The sequence below is a fragment of the Streptococcus sp. 27098_8_113 genome (assembly GCF_041432545.1).
GTDB lineage: Bacteria > Bacillota > Bacilli > Lactobacillales > Streptococcaceae > Streptococcus.
Genome location: NZ_JAPVZU010000008.1, coordinates 55458 through 75783 on the forward strand (window position 1 = coordinate 55458; position 20326 = coordinate 75783).

Below are 20326 nucleotides of genomic sequence, written 5' to 3' on the forward strand. Positions count from 1 at the left end.
TTGCTTATCTTATTTTAACAAATTATGTTGAATTGTCAATCTAAATGTACTGCAAGACTTGACCATTTTTATAAGCTCTGTCAATCAAGCCACCACCTAAACACTCTTCTCCATCATAGAAGACGACTGCTTGGCCTGGAGTAACGGCCCTTTGTGGTTGATCGAAGTTGACAATAGCCTTGTCACCCTTTACAGTAACTGTTACCTTGGAATCAGGCTGCCGGTAACGGAACTTAGCTGTACATTCCATAGTAAATTCTTCTGGCATTTCTTTTGTGAAATGAACCTGACTAGCGTCAAGGCTGGTTGACATTAAATGGTCATGATAAAAGCCCTGACCAACATAAAGAATGTTTTGGCTAAGGTCTTTTCCGACCACAAACCAAGGCTCGTTGTCACCGCCCTGCTGGCCACCAATTCCAAGACCACCTCGCTGGCCAATTGTATAATACATAAGTCCAGCGTGCTGACCCATATCTCGTCCATCCATTGTCATCATGCGACCAGGCTGGGCTGGTAAATATTGACTCAGAAATTCTTTAAAATTCTTCTCACCAATGAAACAAATACCAGTCGAGTCTTTTTTCTTAGCAGTGGCTAAGCCGGCTCTTTCAGCAATTGCTCGAACTTCTGGTTTTTCTAAATGACCCAGAGGAAACATAGTCTTTTGCAGTTGTTCCTGTGATAGCTGGCTCAAGAAGTAGGTTTGATCCTTATTGTTGTCCTTGCCACGCAGCATGTGAACCAAGCCATCCTGGTCTCTCTTCACTTGAGCATAGTGACCTGTTGCAACGTAATCTGCCCCCAGTGTCAATGCATAGTCAAGGAAGGCTTTAAACTTGATTTCCTTGTTACACATGACATCCGGGTTCGGAGTCCGACCAGCTCGGTATTCCGCCAAGAAGTATTCAAAAACGCGATCCCAGTACTCTTTCTCAAAGTTGACAGAGTAGTAAGGAATGCCAATCTGGTCTGCAACAGCTGCTACATCTTTGTAGTCTTCTGTGGCTGTGCAGACACCAAATTCATCTGTGTCGTCCCAGTTTTTCATGAAGATGCCAATCACATCGTAACCTTGCTCTTTCAAGAGTAAGGCAGTTACTGATGAATCAACACCTCCGCTCATACCAACAACGACACGAATCTTAGAGTTATCACTCATTGTGTTCTCCCATCTTTTCGTTATTTCACGATTGAAGGTCGTGCTGTGCTTTCAACGATTGAAGGTCGCTTGAGCAAGGTCTATTATAGCATGATTTAGCACGGAGAACAACGAATAACCTTTGGCCAATCTGAAGAGCTTTATAAGTTGTCAAGTAAATTTACAGTATTGTAAACACCTTGATGAAAAATATCATATTCCAAGCAAAAATGTACTAATAATTATAAAAAAGGGACTAGAATATAAACTCCAATCCCTGTAAATATAATTTTTCCTAAAGTTTTAATACCAGCCATTTACTAACCAGAAATTTTTAGCAGCCGACCATGAGCCATAGCGACCTGCTACATAAGCATCCGCTGTCTTCTCTTGATTTTCTGGTGATAAATCTCCATTTAGATAGGTGATGGTCAACTGATAGCGACCATAGTATTGCCCATTTTGCGCTGTATAACTGCCGCTGGATTCTTTTTGAGCAATCCACTCCTTAGCCTCTGCATCCTCAGCACTCAAGCCAGAACTTGGGTTTACAGTAGATTGCTCAGCCTTATCTGATTTTTCAACAGTCATTTGCTCAGATACATCATCGTCCAGTTCTAAAACCTGGCCAACACTAATCAGATTGATATTTCTAATCTTGTTTTTTTGCGCAATCTTGTCAACAGTCGTCTGATGAGAAGCAGCAATCGCGGACAAGGTGTCACCTGACTTGACAATATAACTTTCTGCATTGGCTACAATCGGAAGCAAAGCAGCAGCTCCTGCCATCAAACTGAGCAAGCCTGCTTTCATCATTCTATTTTTAAAATACAAATTCATGTTTAGAATTCTCCTTTTCTGTGATATATCTATCCTAAAGCAAAAGCATTACAGAACTTTATTACTTTGATGAATTATATTACAGACTATTGAAGAATTTGTAAAAACAGACCTATATTCTAAAGTTTTTTGATGATGTAAAGCCTATGCTGAACTATCTATATGTTTTTTGCTCCATTTAAATCGAACTCTATCATAGAAGAAAAATAAAACTATTCCTAAAATGAAAGCTGCAGTTCCTTCCTTTAATCCCCTTGGAACAAATGATAAAGTAACTCTGCCTGCTCCTCTGTTCACATCAAGTTTCATAAAACCATTCTGCGCACGTTTTAACGGTACCTTTTTGCCATCTACACTAGCTGTCCAGCCCTTATCGTAAGGAATGGTGAAAAAGAGAGAACTATCTCTATCCGCATGATAATCAACCGTTACCGTATTGGCTTTTGTCATCACAGAAACTTCTTGTTCTTTCAATTTACTTATGAGTTGCTGATATTTATTCACATCCACAGAGAAAAATTCTGGCTGGTTAAAAGAAACAGTCCGATTCTCTGGAAAAGAAAATTGGATAGAAACCGTCTGTGCCTCCTTAAAGTAGCCAATATTTAAAAATGGAAAAACATTATGAGTCGGGTAACGATTCGTGATTCCATTTACAGTGATATTGACATCGGTTTGATTATCGTTTGAAAAATCAAGATCTGCAAGGTTGACATAGACTTGACTATCTGCAGGCACCTCAATTGTGTAAGTAATGCTAGCATAGCTTAATTGAGCATCATTTTCAATGCTTGCAGTTACTTTCCCTTCAGTTTCTTCCTCATCACCAGTTATAGAAATTCGCTCATAATATTTATGATTCAACCCTGATAATTGATTTAAAAAGGCTGTCTGATTGTCAAGCGTTAAATTAGTGAATTTGACATTTTTGTAAACATCATTGGTTAAGAAAGCCAAACCCAAAGCATAATTATTTTCATACAATGTCATTGACCGCTCAGTCTTCTCAGCATAAAAACCAAATTTCTGCGGATCTGTCTCAGACAAGTTATACTTTACAGCAAAAAGACTATCCATCAAAATGCTATTATTTTGATAGCGGAGATTAAGGTTAGTTCCTGCTGATTTAAAACCTAACTTATCTAACGTCGAGCTAGCTTGCGTGTTCCTGACTGATGAGAATTGAGAAATTCCATTATAATTAAATTTCATACTGTCATTCCCAGTCTGAGGATCAAGCCTCTCTGTTCGAAAGAAATCTATGTTTTCTTTCTTACTATACTTGACAAGACTGTCAATTTCGTTCATCTTTTTCGAATAGGATGAACGACTTGCAAAGACCCATTCTTTTGCAATTCCATCAACCTGATAATAAGCGTTTAAAGTAAGCTCAAAAACCGCAAAAAATAGTAAAGATATTGTAAACATCCTTTGCCTAACGTGACAACGAATAAAAGCAAAACTGATTAAGAGATAGGAAAAGAAAAACTCTAAAGTAAAAATGTAATTTTCAGGACCAAGAAAATCATAGTGTTTTCTATAATGCAAAGTGGCTAGGAAACCAAAAGAAATGAGCAGAAAGCTAAGGAATACTTGTCGCCATTTAACTTCCTCCAAACGATTGAGCGTCTCTGCAGCCATCAAAATGATAAGAAGAGAAAAGAGCCAAGAATAGCGATGTAAAAACATATTTGGAGCATGCATTCCTTGCCAAAGCAAATCCAAATACTGCAGTCGAAAACTCACTATAAAAATGCCAATCAAGAAAATGTAGGCCAGTTTCACGCGAAGCTTAATACTTTTTATCGTGAAAAATAAGATACTTAAAATAAGAGGAAATAGACCAACATAAATCATAGGAATGGATCCATACTTAGTCGTATCAAAACTTCCTACAAAATTTTTAGCAAAAATATCTAGATACCAACTTTTCTCAGTAAATAAGTCTTCAACCCTTGTCAAGGTCTCACCATGTGAACTCAGATCTAGATAAGTCGGCAAAATCATAATTAAACTAGTAAGGCCTGCTAATATTGATACGATAGCAAAATCAGGGAGAGACCGAATCCTGGCCTTAAAATCCCAAGAAAGCTGAACGAGGTACCAAAGAACTAAAAACAAGGCCATCATATAGCCAAAATAATAGTTTTGGATAAAGAGAATTGACAAGCTTGTAAAGTATAAAACTCTCCCTTGTCCATTCATCAACTTGTGTAAACCAAAGATGATAAGGGGGACTACTATAAATACATCTAACCAAGTTTTTATTTCTAGTTGACTAACTGAGAAACTCATCGAGGCAAAGGAGGTTGACAGAATCAAGATTAGTGTTTCTGGAATTTTTTTAAAGATACCTTTAATGCTAATACAAGTTGTCAACCCAATCAAGCCAAACTTAATAAGAGTAAACAAGTAAACCGCATCTGGCATTGATTTTAAATCGAAAAAGTAGACGAAGGGGGAAAGGAAACTCCCTAGATAATAGCTAGATAAGGCATAAAAATTTTGTCCTAATCCACTTGAAAACGTGTAAAAAAGACTATCCGTTCCATGAAGGATATTTCTCAATGTCGTATCAAATACGACATACTGATGAAAGCCGTCTCCAAGTAACGGAGAAGTATCGCTTCCCCAGTAAATACCTTGACTCAGATAAACGAAACACATAATGAGAAAAGGTAAGATGAAGGACGCAAAATAAAGCCAATTTTTCTTAAAAAAATATCTGATTTTTTCCATGTTTCTTATAGAGAAAGAGGCCGAAACGTTGTTTCATGCCTCTGTAAACTTCTGTCAACTTATGTTGACAACTTATTAATCTTTCCAAAGTTCTTTGACTTTTGCCTGAACTTCTTGATTTTCCAAAAATTCATCATATGTCTCGTCAATGCGGTCAATCACACCATTTTTTGAGAGAACAATGATATGGTTGGCCAAGGTTTGAATAAACTCATGGTCATGGCTGGCAAAGATGATCGACTCTTTAAAGTTCTTTAAACCATCATTAAGACTAGAAATAGATTCCAGATCCAAGTGATTAGTAGGATCGTCCAAAACCAAAACATTTGACTTGAGAAGCATCAGTTTAGACAGCATAACCCGAACTTTTTCTCCACCTGACAAGACGTTGACAGGCTTGTTAACCTCATCGCCAGAGAAAAGCATCCGACCTAAGAAACCTCGAAGGAAGGTATTATCGTCTTCTTCTTTACTAGCAAATTGACGAAGCCAGTCAAGAATAGATTCACCACCGGCAAAGTCACGAGAATTATCTTTTGGCAAATAAGAACGACTAGTTGTAACGCCCCACTTGACAGTTCCTTCATAGTCAATATCTCCCATCAAGGCACGAATCAAGGCAGTTGTTTGGATATCATTTTGTCCAATCAAAGCTGTCTTATCGCCAGGACGAAGGATAAAGCTGATATTGTCAAGAATGGTTTCGCCATCAATCTTGACAGAAAGATTTTCTACTGTCAAGAAATCATTCCCGATTTCCCGTTCCGCTTTAAAGCTGATAAATGGATATTTTCGACTTGACGGAACAATTTCTTCCAATTCAATCTTATCCAGCATCTTTTTACGAGAGGTTGCCTGTTTAGACTTAGAGGCATTGGCAGAGAAGCGGGCCACAAACTCTTGCAATTGCTTAATTTTTTCTTCCGCCTTAGCATTTCGGTCAGCGAGCAACTTAGCTGCCAATTCACTTGATTCCTTCCAGAAATCATAGTTTCCGACATACAGTTTGATCTTACCAAAATCAAGGTCAGCCATATGCGTACAAACTTTATTTAAGAAGTGACGGTCGTGGGATACGACAATAACTGTATTCTCAAAATCAATCAAGAAATCTTCCAACCAAGTGATAGACTGTATATCCAAACCATTGGTCGGCTCGTCCAGAAGCAAAACATCTGGCTTGCCAAAAAGAGCCTTGGCAAGAAGGACCTTAACCTTGTCGCCATTCGACAATTCACTCATATTTTGATAATGCAAGTCTTCTGGAATATTGAGGTTTTGTAGCAATTGAGATGCTTCACTTTCAGCTTCCCAGCCACCCAACTCAGCAAATTCTCCTTCCAGCTCAGCTGCTCGAACTCCATCCTCGTCAGAAAAGTCAGGCTTCATATAAATAGCATCTTTCTCTTTCATAATGCTGTAAAGGTGCTCGTTCCCCATGATAACGACATCAATGACCCGCTCATCCTCATAGTCAAAATGATTTTGACGCAAAACAGAGAGTCGCTCATCTGGCCCTAAAGAAATATGGCCTGTCGTTGGCTCAATATCCCCAGCTAAAATCTTCAAGAAGGTAGATTTACCTGCACCATTCGCCCCAATCAAACCATAGGTATTTCCTTCTGTAAATTTAATATTTACTTCATCAAATAATTTTCGATCACTGAAACGCAGTGACACATCAGATACTGTAAGCAATGATTTTCTCCTATATATGTGATCTCCTCCATTTTACTAGAAAATTCTTCTTTTTTCAAATTATTATGGGATAAAAAACTATTTTAAGAGATAAACATGCTGTCAATCTTGTAAAGATACTGTAAATATCTTGTCAATTAATTGTTTTTTGAGCTGCGCTTCTTCTTTTTTCTCCTAGATTCTTCCGCATTTTCTTTGAAAATGATATAATGAGAACAACACTAATTGAGGAGCAAGCAATGACAAAACCCATTATTTTAACCGGAGACCGTCCGACTGGAAAATTACATATCGGTCATTATGTAGGAAGCCTACGTAACCGTGTCCTTTTACAAAATCAAGACAAGTATGAGATGTTTGTTTTTCTAGCGGATCAACAAGCTCTGACAGACCATGCGAAAGATCCACAAACAATTGTAGAATCCATTGGCAATGTAGCCTTAGACTATCTGGCAGCTGGACTGGATCCCAAAAAAGCAACTATTTTCATCCAAAGTCAGATTCCTGAGTTGGCAGAGTTGTCAATGTATTACATGAATTTGGTATCTTTAGCTCGATTAGAGCGCAATCCAACTGTCAAGACAGAAATTGCTCAGAAAGGTTTTGGAGAAAGTATCCCAACTGGCTTTTTGGTTTATCCTATCTCTCAAGCAGCTGACATTACAGCCTTTAAGGCCAATTATGTACCTGTCGGAAATGACCAAAAACCGATGATTGAGCAGACACGTGAAATTGTTCGTTCCTTCAATCATGCCTACGACTGCGAGGTTTTGGTAGAGCCTGAAGGGATTTATCCAGAAAATGAAGCAGCTGGGCGTTTACCAGGGCTTGATGGCAATGCTAAAATGTCCAAATCATTGAACAATGGGATTTATCTAGCGGATGATATGGATACTCTCAAGAAAAAGGTCATGAGTATGTATACTGATCCCGACCACATCAAGGTTGAAGATCCAGGAAAAATCGAAGGTAATATGGTATTCCATTATCTGGATGTCTTTGGTCGACTAGAAGATGCTGCCGAAATTGCAGCTATGAAAGAACACTACCAACGTGGTGGTCTGGGTGATGTCAAAACTAAACGCTATCTCTTAGAGATTTTAGAGCGGGAATTAGGACCAATCAGAGAGCGTCGTCTCGAGTTTTCAAAAGACATGGGCCAAGTCTATGACATGCTGAAAGAAGGCAGTGAACGTGCTCGACAAGTTGCTGGACAAACCCTGTCAGAAGTCAAAAATGCAATGGGAATTAATTACTTTAAATAACGAACAATAATAGCAGATTACATCAAAAACCATCGTCTTTTACCTGAAAAAGAGATGGTTTTTAATTTTTACATAATAATCATTGACAAATGCCTATAGAATGGTATGATATTAACAATAAAAAGACGAGCCTTGCTCAATATATAAGAAAAGAGGAAACTGTGGATGTCTAACTGGGACACTAAATTTTTGAAAAAAGGTTTTACCTTTGATGACGTATTGCTTATTCCAGCTGAAAGTCATGTGTTGCCAAATGATGCTGATTTAAGTACAAAGCTTGCTGAGAATTTGAAATTAAATATCCCAATTATTACTGCGGCTATGGATACAGTTACCGAAAGTCAAATGGCGATTGCCATTGCACGTGCCGGCGGTCTAGGTGTCATCCACAAAAATATGTCTATTGCACAGCAGGCTGATGAAGTTCGCAAGGTAAAACGTTCTGAAAATGGTGTCATTATCGATCCATTCTTCCTGACTCCTAATCATACAATTGCTGAAGCTGATGAATTGATGGGGCGCTACCGCATTAGTGGGGTCCCAGTGGTTGAAACGATGGAAAATCGTAAATTAGTCGGTATCTTAACCAACCGCGATTTGCGCTTTATTTCAGATTACAATCAACCAATTTCCAACCACATGACCAGTGAAAATCTTGTTACAGCTCCAGTCGGAACTGATCTGGCAACTGCTGAAAGAATTCTGCAAGAACACCGGATTGAAAAACTACCTTTAGTGGATGAAAACGGTCGACTTTCTGGTCTTATCACCATTAAAGATATTGAAAAAGTGATTGAGTTCCCAAATGCAGCCAAAGATGAATTTGGTCGTCTGCTAGTTGCTGGTGCGGTAGGTGTGACTTCAGATACATTTGAACGTGCAGAGGCCCTCTTCGAAGCGGGAGCAGATGCCATTGTTATTGATACAGCCCATGGTCATTCAGCTGGCGTTCTACGTAAAATTGCTGAAATTCGTGCTCACTTCCCAGATCGCACTTTGATTGCCGGAAATATTGCAACTGCTGAAGGTGCACGCGCCCTCTTTGATGCCGGTGTTGATGTGGTTAAGGTCGGAATCGGACCAGGTTCTATCTGTACAACTCGTGTCATTGCCGGTGTCGGTGTGCCACAAGTAACAGCAATCTACGATGCAGCTGCAGTCGCACGTGAATATGGAAAAACCATCATTGCTGATGGTGGAATAAAGTATTCAGGCGATATCGTCAAGGCTCTTGCTGCAGGTGGAAATGCAGTTATGCTTGGATCCATGTTTGCTGGTACAGACGAAGCACCAGGTGAAACTGAGATATTCCAAGGACGCAAATTCAAAACTTATCGTGGAATGGGCTCTATCGCAGCTATGAAGAAAGGGTCCAGCGATCGCTACTTCCAAGGTTCTGTCAATGAAGCGAATAAGCTAGTTCCAGAAGGAATTGAAGGTCGTGTGGCATACAAGGGAGCGGCTGCAGATATTGTCTTCCAAATGTTGGGCGGTATCCGTTCTGGTATGGGATATGTCGGTGCAGCTAATCTGCAAGAACTTCATGAAAATGCTCAATTTATTGAGATGAGTGGTGCTGGTTTGAAAGAAAGTCACCCTCACGATGTACAAATCACCAATGAAGCTCCAAACTACTCTGTCCAATAAAATTATAAAGAAAAACAACCTTGTCAACTCCTTGACAAGGTTGTTTTTAGTTTACAATGTTGTAAATTCAATTTACAGTTATTTTACTAATTTGTAAAACCTACATTTTCTTCTTTCTTAATTACACCCTGACTTATCTGAAAAATATTAATATCTTCTGGTAGATTTTGTAAGTGATCTAAGCTGGTTGTCGTAATGAAAGTTTGGATGTTTTGAGAGATAGTTTCTAGCAATTTTAATTGACGCATATTGTCAAGTTCGCTCATTACATCGTCAAGCAATAATATCGGAGTATCTTTTGTAAAACTTTCGATTAGTTTGATTTCAGCTAACTTGAGAGATAGAACAACACTACGGTGCTGGCCTTGGCTACCAAATCCGGCATCCATATCATTGATAAAAAAGTTGATATCGTCTCGGTGAGGTCCAACACCAGTATTTTTTTTGAAAAGATCGCGTCTACGACTTTCTGATAAGGCTGATTTAAAAGAAGCTTCTAAATCTTCGAGGCATAAAAACGGAACAGAGGATAAATACTTGATTGTCAATTTCTCTTTTCCTTGAGAAATATCGCTGTGACTTTCCTGAGCAAAACCTTCTAGCTTTTCAATAAAGTCTAAGCGATGTTGCATGACACGACAACCAAAATCAATCAGTTGCTCATCTAAAACAGAGAGAAAGGTTTCATCTACCTTGTCATTGGCCTTAAGATAGGCATTTCTTTGCTTGAGCACATGATTATAACTAGATAAGTCAGCAAGGTAGATGGGCTTGATTTGCCCAAGCTCAATATCAATAAATTTTCGGCGTAAAGCAGGGGCTCCTTTAATGAGCTGTAAATCTTCTGGAGCAAACAAGACAACGTTGACAACCCCTATATAATCTGATAATTTCCCTTGTTTTAAATGATTTATTTTGGTGATTCTCCCCTTTGGTGTCAACTCGATGTCAAGTGGGATTTTACACGTTGTTTTTTCAATAATTCCCGAAATTTGAAGATTATTCTCTTGGAAATGAATCAAATCCTTATCGGTTCGGGTCCGGTGACTGCGAGTAAGGGCTAAAAAATAGATGGCTTCTAGAATATTGGTTTTCCCCTGTGCATTTTGTCCCAGAAAGATATTAAGGCCAGGATCAAAATCAACCTCTGCAGCTTGGTAATTACGAAAATGTTTAATTTTCAGCGTTTTTAACCACATGGCTTAAGTTCCTGGAAAGCGAACAGGTGCTTTTTTACTTTTCTGCTCGGGCTTTCTTTTCTTTTGTTCTTTTTTCGCTGGTTGAGATTTTTTCAAGTCCTTATTCATGGCTTTAACTAATTCCGCCACTCTTTTTTTCTCTGCTTGCTCCTCTTGATGTTCAAGAATTTCCTCCTGACTTGGAGCAAGGAGGATAATCTCCAGTTGCTGATCTGGGAGAGAGACGACATCTCCAATTCTAAGTTTTTTCCCCCGTCTATTTTCTAGTTCGCCATTAAAAAAGACCTGATTATCTGCTAAAAAGGACTTGATTGCTCCGCCACTTTGAATGATACCGACTTCTTTTAAGAGAGCCTGTAGAGTAATGTATTCGTCAAATAATTTATATTCCATATTTCACCTCAATCCTTGTCATTATATCATAATTTAAGCGGAAACTGTTCCGTGGTAGTCTCATTTAAGGACAAGTTTTACTAGAAAAATAGAAAACGCTTTAATCTCTAAAAATGCCGTTCCTTACAAAGCATTAAACAGCATTTCGTGTTATAATAGAAGTCTATATTATTCGGTATGAGGAGAGCAATGGAAATCATAAAAGGAGTACATCTTCACTTCATTCAATCAGAAAAATTTAAAACCAATAAAATTAAAGTGCGATTTTCAGCTCCTATGTCTGAAAAAACAATAGCTGGGCGGGTTCTTACGGCCAGTATGCTGGAAACTTCAAATGCTCTATACCCAACATCACAAGCCTTTCGAGAAAAATTAGCAAATTTATATGGGGCTAATTATTCGACAAGCCTTTCACGACGGGGATTAGTGCATTATCTAGATATCAATCTTTCTTTCGTGCGGGATCAATTCTTGAGCCGTAAAAATATGTTGGCAGATGAAATACTAGATTTTTTGAAGGCTAGTCTCTTTTTTCCTCTGTCAAATGGACAGGCTTTTGATACCAAAACTTTTGAGATTGAAAAGAGAAATGTTTTAACAGACTTGGAGGCTGAAATTGAGAATCATTTCTACCATGCTCACAGAGAGTTAAATAATTTATTTTACGATTTACCAGAAATGCGGATTCCACGCGTGGCAACAATCGAGCTAGTAGAAAAAGAAACAGCTGAAACTAGTTTCGCTGCTTTTCAGCAAATGCTAAATCAAGATCAAATCGATTTTTTCTTCATCGGTGATTTCAATGAAATCGCTGTCCGTGAGAAAATCCAAGAATTCCATTTTTCTGAACGAGAGCAGCCTTTACAGCTTAGCTACCAACAAAACTATTCAAATATAACCAAAGAAAAGCTGGAGCAGCGAGATGTGCATCAGTCTATTGTTGAACTGGCCTACCATTTTTCTAGTCAATATGAAGATAGAGGCCATCTGCCCCTGATTGTTTTAAATGGCTTATTGGGAGGATTTGCTCACTCCAAACTCTTTGTCAATGTTCGGGAAAAAGAGAGCCTAGCCTACACTATTTCTAGTAGTTTTGATATTTTTTCTGGTTTGATGCGAATCTATGCTGGAATTGACCGAGCAAATCGGACAAAGACTATCGCTTTAATCAACCGCCAAATTCTAGATTTGAAGCGGGGGCATTTCACAGATGAAGAGCTTGAGCAAACCAAGAATATGCTGAAAAATTCAATACTTCTGGCTCAGGATCGACAAAACACCTTGATTGAGCGTGCTTACATGTCCTCTGTTCTAGGGAAAAAATTTCTATCACTAGAGGCTTGGCTGAAAGCATTAGACAATGTCAGCAAAGCTGATCTTATAGAGGCAGCCCAGCAGTTGAAATTACAGGCGATTTACTTTATGGAAGGGAAATAATGCAGAATCCAGGTCTAGAAAAAATCAATTATATAGCCGTGGGAGAAAGCATCTATCGGGCGGTGCTAGCAAATGGATTGCAAGTTTACCTACTCCCTAAAAATGATTTTAATGAAACCTACGGCATCATCTCAACACATTTTGGCTCTGTTGATACTAAGGTTGTTTCACGTGAAACAAAGCAAGTTTCTCATTATCCAGCAGGGATTGCGCATTTTTTGGAGCACAAATTATTCGAGCGTGAAAACGGCGAGGATTTGCTGCAGGAATTTACCAAGTTTGGCGCAGAAAGTAATGCCTTTACAAGCTTTACACGTACCAGCTATCTGTTTTCTACGACAAACTATGTAGCGGAAAATCTGAAGCTTTTGCAGGAACTCGTTTCCCAAGCTAATTTTTCAGAAGAATCTGTTCAGCGTGAGCAAGGAATTATCCAACAAGAAATCGAAATGTACCAAGACGATCCAGATTATCGGCTCTTCTTTGGTGCTTTGAGCAATCTCTACCCTCAAACTCCACTAGCAGAAGATATCGCCGGAACGACAGAGTCAATCATGGATATTACTGTGGAAGATCTGACAGAGAACTTCGAGCTTTTCTACCGTCCGTCCAACATGACTTTATTTGTCATTGGAAATTTTGATTTGGAATCCACCTTTGAAGACATTGTCCAAACACAAGAGACCTTATCGCCTCCATTATTAACTTCAGTAATTGAAAAAGAGCCTATCATCTTACAGCCTGTGCTTCCAACCGCTACTAGTCGTATGGAAGTTGCTAGTCCTAAGTTGGCGATTGGTATTCGTGGGAAAGATGCGATACAGGATACGGAGCTTTATCGCTATAAAATTGCCCTGAAATTGCTTTTTGCCATGATGTTTGGTTGGACTTCCAAGCGTTTCCAGACCCTGTATGAAAATGGCAAGATTGACAATTCGCTCACTCTTGAAGTAGAGGTGGAAAAGGATTTCCACTTTGTCATCCTAACTATGGACACGCAGGAACCAGTGGGAATTTCTCATCAATTCCGCTCAGCCATTCGGAAGTTTGCTCAGGATCCAGATGTCACAGAAACACATCTAGACACGATTAAAAGTGAAATGTTTGGAGATCTTCTGCATGGTCTGAATTCTCTTGAGTACATGGCAACCCAGTATGAACCGCATTTAAAAGGTGAAAATCTTTTTGATTTGCCTAAGATTTTACAGGATATCACTTTAAATGACGTCTTAAAAGTCGGACGTCGCTTTATCGACCAGTGTGATATGACAGATTTTACTATTTTTCCAAAATAGTTCCAAGTTTATTTCAAAATTTTGTTAGAATAATGTCTAAGAGAAAAGGACTATCCCTATGAGAAAAAAAACGATAGGAGAGGTACTCAGACTTGCTCGAGTAAATCAAAAACTTACTTTAGCAGATGCAGCCAAAAAAACAGATATAAAAACTGACTACCTAAAGGCTCTTGAAAACAATCAATACGAAAAATTTCCGAATGCCTTTTACGTCCGTAGCCTGCTACGAAAATACGCTTGGGCCTTGGATTTAGACGAGACAATTCTTTTAGAGGCTTACGACACAGATAATACTGTCGTTTATGACGAAATTGAATTAGCTGAAAACGAAGAATTTCGAAGCAGAAAATATAAAAATCGTTCCTTTTCACTTCCGCTCTTTTATTTCCTAGTAGTTGCCCTGTCTATCATTATTTTTGTCACCTATTATGTTTGGCAATATGCAAATACAACTACTCCGCAGTTTACCAGCTCCGATAGTTACAGTCTCGTCTCTGGCTCAAGTCTCGAAGAGCGTTCAACTCCACCTGAGACCTCCACTACAGACTCTAGCTCAACAAAAGAAAAGCTGGAAGTCACTGGAGAAGGAAACTATTTAACTGCAAAATATCGTGGTGAGTCGCAAACTACTCAGTTAACAATCTCAGCGAGCAACACCCAAAGCTGGATTAGTGTGACAAATACGGACTTGGCAGCAGGTATAACCCTTACTCCAACCCAATCAAGCCAAACAGTGACACTCTCTCCCAATACAACTTATACAATAACTCTAGGAGTAGTGAAAGGCGTCACTGTCACTGTCGGCAGTCAAAAAATAGACCTATCTACCTTGACCAGCGACAGTGTTATAATTACCCTTACAATTGAATCATAAAGGAAGAATGATGAAAAAAGAAAATATCCCCAACGCTTTAACCCTTGCCAGAATTGCCTTAATTCCAATCTTTATTTTGATTTTGACTTTTGGGCATTCTCCAGCCATGCATATCCTAGCTGGAATCATTTTCGCCCTTGCCAGCATCACAGACTACCTGGATGGCTATCTGGCGCGCAAGTGGCAGGTCGTGACCAATTTTGGAAAATTTGCCGATCCTATGGCCGATAAACTGCTGGTTATGTCCGCTTTTATCATGCTGATTGAAATGAAAATGGCTCCTGCTTGGGTGGTAGCTATCATCATTTGCCGAGAGATGGCCGTAACTGGTCTGAGACTCCTCTTGGTAGAAACTGGCGGAACAGTTCTAGCGGCCGCTATGCCAGGCAAGATCAAGACTTTCACGCAGATGTTTGCCATTCTCTTTCTTCTGCTCCATTGGACTTTAATCGGTCAGATTCTCCTTTACATAGCCCTGATTTTCACTATTTATTCTGGCTATGATTATTTCAAGGGCAGTGCCTATCTCTTTAAAGATACATTTAAATAATATGAAAAATATCATTGAAGTAAAAAATCTTAGTTATCGCTATGACCATCAGTCTGAAGATTATATTTTAAAAGACGTCTCGTTTCACGTGAAACAAGGAGAATGGTTATCTATTGTCGGTCACAATGGCAGCGGGAAATCGACTACGGTTCGTTTGATTGACGGTCTTTTGGAGGCCGAGAGTGGCGATATTATCATTTCTGGAGATAAATTGACGGCTGATAATGTTTGGGAAAAACGTCGCCAAATCGGCATGGTCTTTCAGAATCCTGATAATCAGTTTGTTGGTGCGACTGTCGAGGATGACGTTGCATTTGGTCTGGAAAATCAAGGCATGGATTATCCGATGATGGTGAAACGCGTCCATGAGGCTCTGAAGCTAGTCGGCATGCAGAATTTTAAAGAGAGAGAACCTGCTCGACTTTCTGGCGGGCAGAAGCAAAGAGTCGCTATTGCTGGCGTAGTCGCACTCCAGCCAGATATTATCATCTTGGATGAAGCAACAAGTATGTTAGACCCAGAAGGACGTCTGGAATTAATTCGGACTGTCAAGGAAATTAAAGATAAGAATCATTTAACAGTCATCTCTATTACTCACGATTTGGACGAGATTTCGCTGAGTGACCGTGTACTTGTTATGAAAAATGGTCAGGTTGAGTCAACTGCTACACCGAGAGAACTCTTTTCTAGACCTGATTTAGAAGACTTGGGCTTAGATCAACCCTTTGTCAACCAGGTCAAAGCTGCCATGATTCAAACTGGACTAACTCTACCAGAAACCTATTTAACTGAAAAAGAATTGCAGGAACAATTATGGGAATTACTCTAAATAAAGTCAGTTATACCTATCAGGCTGGAACTCCATTTGAGGGTCCAGCGCTTTTTGAAGTTGATTTGGAAATCAAAGATGGTAGCTATACGGCTTTGATTGGACACACTGGCAGTGGAAAATCAACCATTTTACAGCTCTTGAATGGCTTGCTGACCCCTAGTGAAGGCAGCGTGCAAGTCAACAATGTTACCATTACTTCAAATTCTGTCAACAAGGACATCAAACAAGTTCGTAAACAGGTCGGTTTGGTGTTTCAGTTTGCTGAAAGTCAGGTTTTTGATGAGACTGTTTTGAAAGACGTGGCCTTTGGCCCGCAAAATTTTGGGATTTCTAAAGAAGAAGCCGAGGCTTTAGCGCGTGAAAAATTAAGCCTTGTTGGCATTTCTGAAGAATTGTTTAGCCGCAGTCCTTTTGAACTTTCTGGCGGTCAGATGAGAAGGGTCGCCATTGCCGGAATCCTAGCAATGGAGCCTGATATCTTGGTTCTGGATGAGCCAACGGCTGGACTTGATCCAGCAGGGCGAAAGGAATTGATGGAACTCTTTAAGAAACTGCATCAAGCTGGAATGACCATTGTTCTTGTAACCCATTTAATGGATGATGTCGCGAATTTTGCTGATACAGTTTATGTTTTGGAGAAGGGGCGTGTTGTCAAATGCGGCCAGCCTGTTCAGGTTTTTCAAGATATTAATTTTATGGAAAAGATTCAGCTAGGAGTGCCTAAAATCACGAAATTTGCTCAAGAATTAGCTGAAAAAGGAATGGAATTTGCTCATTATCCTATTACGATTGAGGAATTTAAGGAGATGATACATGGATAAATTGATTTTAGGACGGTATATCCCAGGAAATTCAGTCATCCATCGATTGGATCCGCGCAGTAAATTGTTGGCCATGTTCTGCTTTATCTTATTAATTTTCTGGGCCAATAATCTCATCACTAATTTGCTGCTATTTGTTTTCGTTTTTACTCTGATTTTTCTCTCAAAAGTTCCTTTGACATTCTTCCTAAAGGGAATTCAATCAATGGTTTTCATTATTGCCTTTACCACCCTCTTCCAGCTATTTCTAACGGCGGGAGGCAAGGTACTTTTCCAATTTGGTTTCATTAAAATTACGGAATTTGGGCTTTCACAAGCGGGGATTATCTTTAGCCGTTTTGTTTTGATTATCTTCTTTTCAACTCTGTTGACCCTAACCACGACACCGCTCAGCCTTTCAGATGCAGTAGAAGCCCTACTAAAGCCACTCAAAGTCTTTAAAGTTCCTACGCATGAAATTGGCCTCATGCTCTCTATGAGTCTGCGTTTCGTACCGACTTTAATGGACGATACCACGAGAATTATGAACGCTCAGAGGGCTCGCGGAGTTGATTTTGGTGAAGGAACGATTGTTCAAAAGGTTAAGTCAATTATTCCAATTTTAATTCCCTTATTTGCTTCTAGTTTCAAGCGGGCAGACGCCTTAGCTATCGCAATGGAGGCGCGTGGCTATAGTGGAGGCGAAGGAAGAAGCCGCTATCGACAACTTTCTTGGAAAATGATGGACAATCTTGCTCTTCTCTCTATTTTCCTGATCGGTATCTTGCTTTTTATCTTAAAAAAATAAAGAATAGTATAAGTTTGATAGCAATATTTTTGTTAAAGATCTAATGAAATACACTAAAAATCCTTTTAAAATAATATTTTTATGTGTAAATCTCAATATTTTTGTAATATTCGTGCTTAAAATGTAATCTTTTAGTAATATTTAATGTGTATGATAGTATTATAACTAAAGGAGAAAACTTTTAAAATGAGTATGAAAGTGAAAAAATTGACTCTAGCAGGAACGATTGCTACAGCAACACTATTTGCATCAACTATTGTTGCTAGTGCTGAATCTTATACAGTAAAAGCTGGAGATACCTTATCAGAAATCGCTGAAAGTAAGAAAACAACCGTTGAGCGTTTGGTAGAATTGAACAAAATTTCAAATCCAGATTTTATCATGACTGGACAAGTTTTGGAATTGGGTGATTTGAAAGATGTTGCAAAACAAACAACATCAGCACCTGCTGTCTCACCAGCGACACCAGCAGTCCCAGCTCCAGTAACTCCAGCTGCCCCAGTAGCTACGGAAACTCCAGTAACGACAGAAACTCCTGCAGTTGCTGCAACTTCAGACTACTCTGCCTATTCATCAGACGTCGTACTCGCAAATGGTAATACTCCAGGTGCTGTAGGTTCTTACGCAGCTGCTCGTATGGCTGAAATGACAGGAGTGTCTGCATCTACATGGGAAAATATTATTGCTCGCGAATCTAACGGACAAGTCGATGCCTACAACCCATCAGGAGCAAGTGGTCTTTTCCAAACAATGCCAGGTTGGGGATCTACTGCAACTGTTGAAGATCAAATTCAAGCAGCTTACCGTGCTTACAGTGCACAAGGACTATCTGCTTGGGCTTACTAAAATAAGAAAAAAATGACTAAACATATTTAGTCATTTTTTCTTACTCAAAGATACTATTTATTCTTTATTCTCCAAAAATTTCTTTTGAAAGTCTGCGGCCTGTAGGTGTTGTAGCTAGACCGCCTTCAGCTGTTTCTCTGAAAGCAGTAGGCAGACTTGACCCAACTTGATACATGGCATCAATGACTTCGTCAACAGGTATTTTGGACTCGATTCCGGCCAGAGCCATATCCGCTGCGATGAAAGCGTAGCTAGCCCCCATAGCATTTCTTTTGACACAAGGAACTTCTACCAGACCAGCTACTGGGTCACAAATTAAGCCCAGCATATTTTTGATCACAAAACAGATAGCTTGACTCGCCTGAAAAGCAGAGCCACCAGCAGCTAAAACCAAAGCAGCTGCACTCATAGCAGAAGCGGAGCCCACCTCAGCTTGACAACCTCCTTCTGCGCCGGAAATAGAAGCGTTATTGGCAATAACCAAACCAAAAGCACCAGCAGCCAGCAAAAAGTCTAATTGCTGTTCCTCTGTCAAATCTAGTTTTTCAATCGCTGATGTAAGCACGGCTGGTAAGCAACCAGCACTGCCAGCCGTAGGAGTTGCACAAACCAGCCCCATTTTAGCGTTGTGCTCATTGACAGCAATAGCATTTTTTGCAGCAGTCAGCACAGTATAATCTGACAAGGCCTTCCCCGACTGGATATAATAGTGTAGCTTGGCTGCGTCTCCACCGGTCAATCCGCTGCGAGACTTGCTCTCGTCAAGCCCAAGAAGGACTGAGGCTTTCATCACCTCAAGATTTCGACTCATCAGACGTAAAACTTCGTCTCTTTCCCGACCCGTCAATTCATATTCGGTCGCAATCATTAATTCAGCAACATTGCCATTAAAATCTAAATCAGCCTGCTCAACCAATTCTTTTATTGAATAAAACATCTCTTCTCCTATTTAAAGAAATTGACATTATGGAGATGGGGGATTTTCCGGATCTCTTCGATAGCCTCTTCGCAACTACGACTATCCACCTCAATGATCATAATCGCTTTCTCGCCCGCTTTTTCTCTAGTCACCGTCATTTGAGCAATATTGATATTGTAGCGTGATAGAGCCTCCGTTACATGGGCAATCATACCTGGAACATCTTGGTGGACGATGATAATGGTTGGCGTATTCATGCTGAGAGAGACTGAGAAGCCATTTAACTCGGTCACCTGAATATTTCCACCACCGATAGACACACCCGTTACACTGATGCTTTTATGGGCGTTTTTAACCGTGATTTTTGTCGTATTTGGATGAGGAGCATTGCTATCTTTCTGAATAGTCCAGACAATCTTGATACCGCGTTTATGGGCAATTTCAAGGCTGTTAGGAATTTCAGGATCATCCGTATCCATTCCTAAAATACCTGCTACCAGCGCCAAATCTGTTCCATGCCCGCGATAAGTCTTTGCAAAGGAATTAAAAAGCTGGAATTCAACCTCGGTTGGTGTATCATCAAAAATAGAGGATACGATCTTACCGATACGCACAGCCCCTGCAGTATGACTACTGGAAGGGCCAATCATGACAGGACCGATAATGTCAAAAACAGATTGAAATTTTAATGATTTCATAAGAAACCTCTTGAACATATTTTCTAAAATTATTATATCAAACTTATCAAATTTCTGCCTGATATCATACAAAAAAAGAGGACAATTGTCCTCTCTTCATTATTGGTAATTCGCATACCTGAAACTCTCTTACTCCGCCAGTAGGACTCGAACCTACGACATCATGATTAACAGTCATGCGCTACTACCAACTGAGCTATGGCGGATAGTATAGTCCGTACGGGATTCGAACCCGTGTTACCGCCGTGAAAAGGCGGTGTCTTAACCCCTTGACCAACGGACCATCTATGTTCTTTTCAGAACATATTCTATTATATCAGGTTTTGAATCTTTGTCAACAGTTTT

General features: G+C 39.6%; 18 protein-coding genes and 2 tRNA genes. 10 read left to right on the forward strand and 10 right to left on the reverse strand.

All coding sequences use genetic code 11. The features are described 5' to 3' along the window. Positions 1-40: 40 nt before the first annotated feature. The 4 genes from mnmA to O3644_RS06005 all read right to left on the reverse strand — a co-directional run bounded on the left by mnmA (position 41) and on the right by O3644_RS06005 (position 6418). Positions 41-1162, reverse strand: a complete 1122-nt coding sequence (gene mnmA / locus O3644_RS05990) for a tRNA 2-thiouridine(34) synthase MnmA (protein WP_371595303.1) — start codon at positions 1160-1162, stop codon at positions 41-43. 282 nt (positions 1163-1444) lie between these two features. Beyond that, complete coding sequence (locus O3644_RS05995; RefSeq protein WP_371595304.1) at positions 1445-1981, reverse strand: LysM peptidoglycan-binding domain-containing protein; 537 nt, start codon at positions 1979-1981, stop codon at positions 1445-1447. Positions 1982-2125: 144 nt separating this feature from the next. Then, positions 2126-4720 carry a YfhO family protein gene (locus tag O3644_RS06000; RefSeq protein WP_371595305.1) on the reverse strand — a complete coding sequence of 865 codons (2595 nt, stop codon included), beginning with the start codon at positions 4718-4720 and terminating at the stop codon, positions 2126-2128. Positions 4721-4795: 75 nt separating this feature from the next. Further along, positions 4796-6418 carry an ATP-binding cassette domain-containing protein gene (locus tag O3644_RS06005; RefSeq protein ID WP_371595306.1) on the reverse strand — a complete coding sequence of 541 codons (1623 nt, stop codon included), beginning with the start codon at positions 6416-6418 and terminating at the stop codon, positions 4796-4798. 239 nt (positions 6419-6657) lie between these two features. Between O3644_RS06005 and trpS the strand changes: the two genes are divergently transcribed. After that, entirely contained in the window at positions 6658-7683 is a 1026-nt protein-coding gene (trpS, locus tag O3644_RS06010; protein WP_371595307.1) for a tryptophan--tRNA ligase, read from the forward strand. 165 nt (positions 7684-7848) lie between these two features. Further along, positions 7849-9330 carry an IMP dehydrogenase gene (gene guaB / locus O3644_RS06015; RefSeq protein WP_005591397.1) on the forward strand — a complete coding sequence of 494 codons (1482 nt, stop codon included), beginning with the start codon at positions 7849-7851 and terminating at the stop codon, positions 9328-9330. A gap of 86 nt (positions 9331-9416) precedes the next feature. On the opposite strand, the gene recF is transcribed toward guaB, so the two are convergent. Continuing rightward, a complete protein-coding gene (recF, locus tag O3644_RS06020) occupies positions 9417-10529 on the reverse strand; it encodes a DNA replication/repair protein RecF (RefSeq protein ID WP_371595308.1) in 1113 nt (370 codons plus the stop codon). A 3-nt stretch (positions 10530-10532) separates the two neighbouring features. After that, positions 10533-10922, reverse strand: a complete 390-nt coding sequence (gene yaaA, locus O3644_RS06025; protein ID WP_048765715.1) for a S4 domain-containing protein YaaA — start codon at positions 10920-10922, stop codon at positions 10533-10535. Between the two features lie 189 nt (positions 10923-11111). Between yaaA and yfmF the strand changes: the two genes are divergently transcribed. From yfmF to O3644_RS06065, 8 genes are all read left to right on the forward strand, one after another. Further along, positions 11112-12359 (forward strand): EF-P 5-aminopentanol modification-associated protein YfmF, encoded by a 1248-nt coding sequence (gene yfmF / locus O3644_RS06030; protein ID WP_048765717.1) that lies wholly within the window; start codon positions 11112-11114, stop codon positions 12357-12359. After that, a complete protein-coding gene (yfmH, locus tag O3644_RS06035; protein WP_048765719.1) occupies positions 12359-13654 on the forward strand; it encodes an EF-P 5-aminopentanol modification-associated protein YfmH in 1296 nt (431 codons plus the stop codon). Before yfmF ends, yfmH begins: the two co-directional genes overlap by 1 nt. A 58-nt stretch (positions 13655-13712) precedes the next feature. Beyond that, the gene (gene rodZ / locus O3644_RS06040; protein ID WP_048765722.1) at positions 13713-14528 is read left to right on the forward strand and encodes a cytoskeleton protein RodZ; all 816 of its coding nucleotides are present in this window, start codon (positions 13713-13715) and stop codon (positions 14526-14528) included. A 10-nt stretch (positions 14529-14538) separates the two neighbouring features. Beyond that, positions 14539-15078 (forward strand): CDP-diacylglycerol--glycerol-3-phosphate 3-phosphatidyltransferase, encoded by a 540-nt coding sequence (gene pgsA, locus O3644_RS06045; RefSeq protein ID WP_048765725.1) that lies wholly within the window; start codon positions 14539-14541, stop codon positions 15076-15078. 1 nt (position 15079) lies between these two features. Continuing rightward, positions 15080-15907: an energy-coupling factor ABC transporter ATP-binding protein gene (locus O3644_RS06050; protein ID WP_048765728.1), complete on the forward strand. Its 828-nt coding sequence runs from the start codon at positions 15080-15082 to the stop codon at positions 15905-15907. Beyond that, entirely contained in the window at positions 15892-16731 is an 840-nt protein-coding gene (locus O3644_RS06055) for an energy-coupling factor transporter ATPase (protein ID WP_048765730.1), read from the forward strand. Before O3644_RS06050 ends, O3644_RS06055 begins: the two co-directional genes overlap by 16 nt. Beyond that, a complete protein-coding gene (locus O3644_RS06060; RefSeq protein ID WP_048765734.1) occupies positions 16724-17518 on the forward strand; it encodes an energy-coupling factor transporter transmembrane protein EcfT in 795 nt (264 codons plus the stop codon). Before O3644_RS06055 ends, O3644_RS06060 begins: the two co-directional genes overlap by 8 nt. Positions 17519-17704: 186 nt before the next feature. After that, positions 17705-18364 (forward strand): LysM peptidoglycan-binding domain-containing protein, encoded by a 660-nt coding sequence (locus O3644_RS06065; RefSeq protein WP_045499911.1) that lies wholly within the window; start codon positions 17705-17707, stop codon positions 18362-18364. 64 nt (positions 18365-18428) lie between these two features. Here the strand turns inward: O3644_RS06065 and sdaAA are convergent, their stop codons facing one another. The 4 genes from sdaAA to O3644_RS06085 all read right to left on the reverse strand — a co-directional run bounded on the left by sdaAA (position 18429) and on the right by O3644_RS06085 (position 20264). Next, positions 18429-19301 carry an L-serine ammonia-lyase, iron-sulfur-dependent, subunit alpha gene (gene sdaAA, locus O3644_RS06070; protein ID WP_005591386.1) on the reverse strand — a complete coding sequence of 291 codons (873 nt, stop codon included), beginning with the start codon at positions 19299-19301 and terminating at the stop codon, positions 18429-18431. 8 nt (positions 19302-19309) lie between these two features. After that, positions 19310-19981, reverse strand: a complete 672-nt coding sequence (sdaAB, locus tag O3644_RS06075; protein ID WP_045499905.1) for an L-serine ammonia-lyase, iron-sulfur-dependent subunit beta — start codon at positions 19979-19981, stop codon at positions 19310-19312. Positions 19982-20113: 132 nt separating this feature from the next. Next, positions 20114-20187: transfer RNA gene (locus O3644_RS06080), tRNA-Asn, on the reverse strand. A gap of 5 nt (positions 20188-20192) precedes the next feature. Further along, a tRNA-Glu gene (locus O3644_RS06085) sits at positions 20193-20264 on the reverse strand. Between the last annotated feature and the right edge of the window lie 62 nt (positions 20265-20326).

Coding starts and splice junctions, on each gene's coding strand:
- mnmA (WP_371595303.1), bottom strand. CDS start 1,162: ATGAGTGATAACTCTAAGATTCGTGTCGTTGTTGGTATGAGCGGAGGT.
- O3644_RS05995 (WP_371595304.1), bottom strand. CDS start 1,981: ATGAATTTGTATTTTAAAAATAGAATGATGAAAGCAGGCTTGCTCAGT.
- O3644_RS06000 (WP_371595305.1), bottom strand. CDS start 4,720: ATGGAAAAAATCAGATATTTTTTTAAGAAAAATTGGCTTTATTTTGCG.
- trpS (WP_371595307.1), top strand. CDS start 6,658: ATGACAAAACCCATTATTTTAACCGGAGACCGTCCGACTGGAAAATTA.
- guaB (WP_005591397.1), top strand. CDS start 7,849: ATGTCTAACTGGGACACTAAATTTTTGAAAAAAGGTTTTACCTTTGAT.
- recF (WP_371595308.1), bottom strand. CDS start 10,529: ATGTGGTTAAAAACGCTGAAAATTAAACATTTTCGTAATTACCAAGCT.
- yaaA (WP_048765715.1), bottom strand. CDS start 10,922: ATGGAATATAAATTATTTGACGAATACATTACTCTACAGGCTCTCTTA.
- yfmF (WP_048765717.1), top strand. CDS start 11,112: ATGGAAATCATAAAAGGAGTACATCTTCACTTCATTCAATCAGAAAAA.
- yfmH (WP_048765719.1), top strand. CDS start 12,359: ATGCAGAATCCAGGTCTAGAAAAAATCAATTATATAGCCGTGGGAGAA.
- rodZ (WP_048765722.1), top strand. CDS start 13,713: ATGAGAAAAAAAACGATAGGAGAGGTACTCAGACTTGCTCGAGTAAAT.
- pgsA (WP_048765725.1), top strand. CDS start 14,539: ATGAAAAAAGAAAATATCCCCAACGCTTTAACCCTTGCCAGAATTGCC.
- O3644_RS06050 (WP_048765728.1), top strand. CDS start 15,080: ATGAAAAATATCATTGAAGTAAAAAATCTTAGTTATCGCTATGACCAT.
- O3644_RS06055 (WP_048765730.1), top strand. CDS start 15,892: ATGGGAATTACTCTAAATAAAGTCAGTTATACCTATCAGGCTGGAACT.
- O3644_RS06060 (WP_048765734.1), top strand. CDS start 16,724: ATGGATAAATTGATTTTAGGACGGTATATCCCAGGAAATTCAGTCATC.
- O3644_RS06065 (WP_045499911.1), top strand. CDS start 17,705: ATGAGTATGAAAGTGAAAAAATTGACTCTAGCAGGAACGATTGCTACA.
- sdaAA (WP_005591386.1), bottom strand. CDS start 19,301: ATGTTTTATTCAATAAAAGAATTGGTTGAGCAGGCTGATTTAGATTTT.
- sdaAB (WP_045499905.1), bottom strand. CDS start 19,981: ATGAAATCATTAAAATTTCAATCTGTTTTTGACATTATCGGTCCTGTC.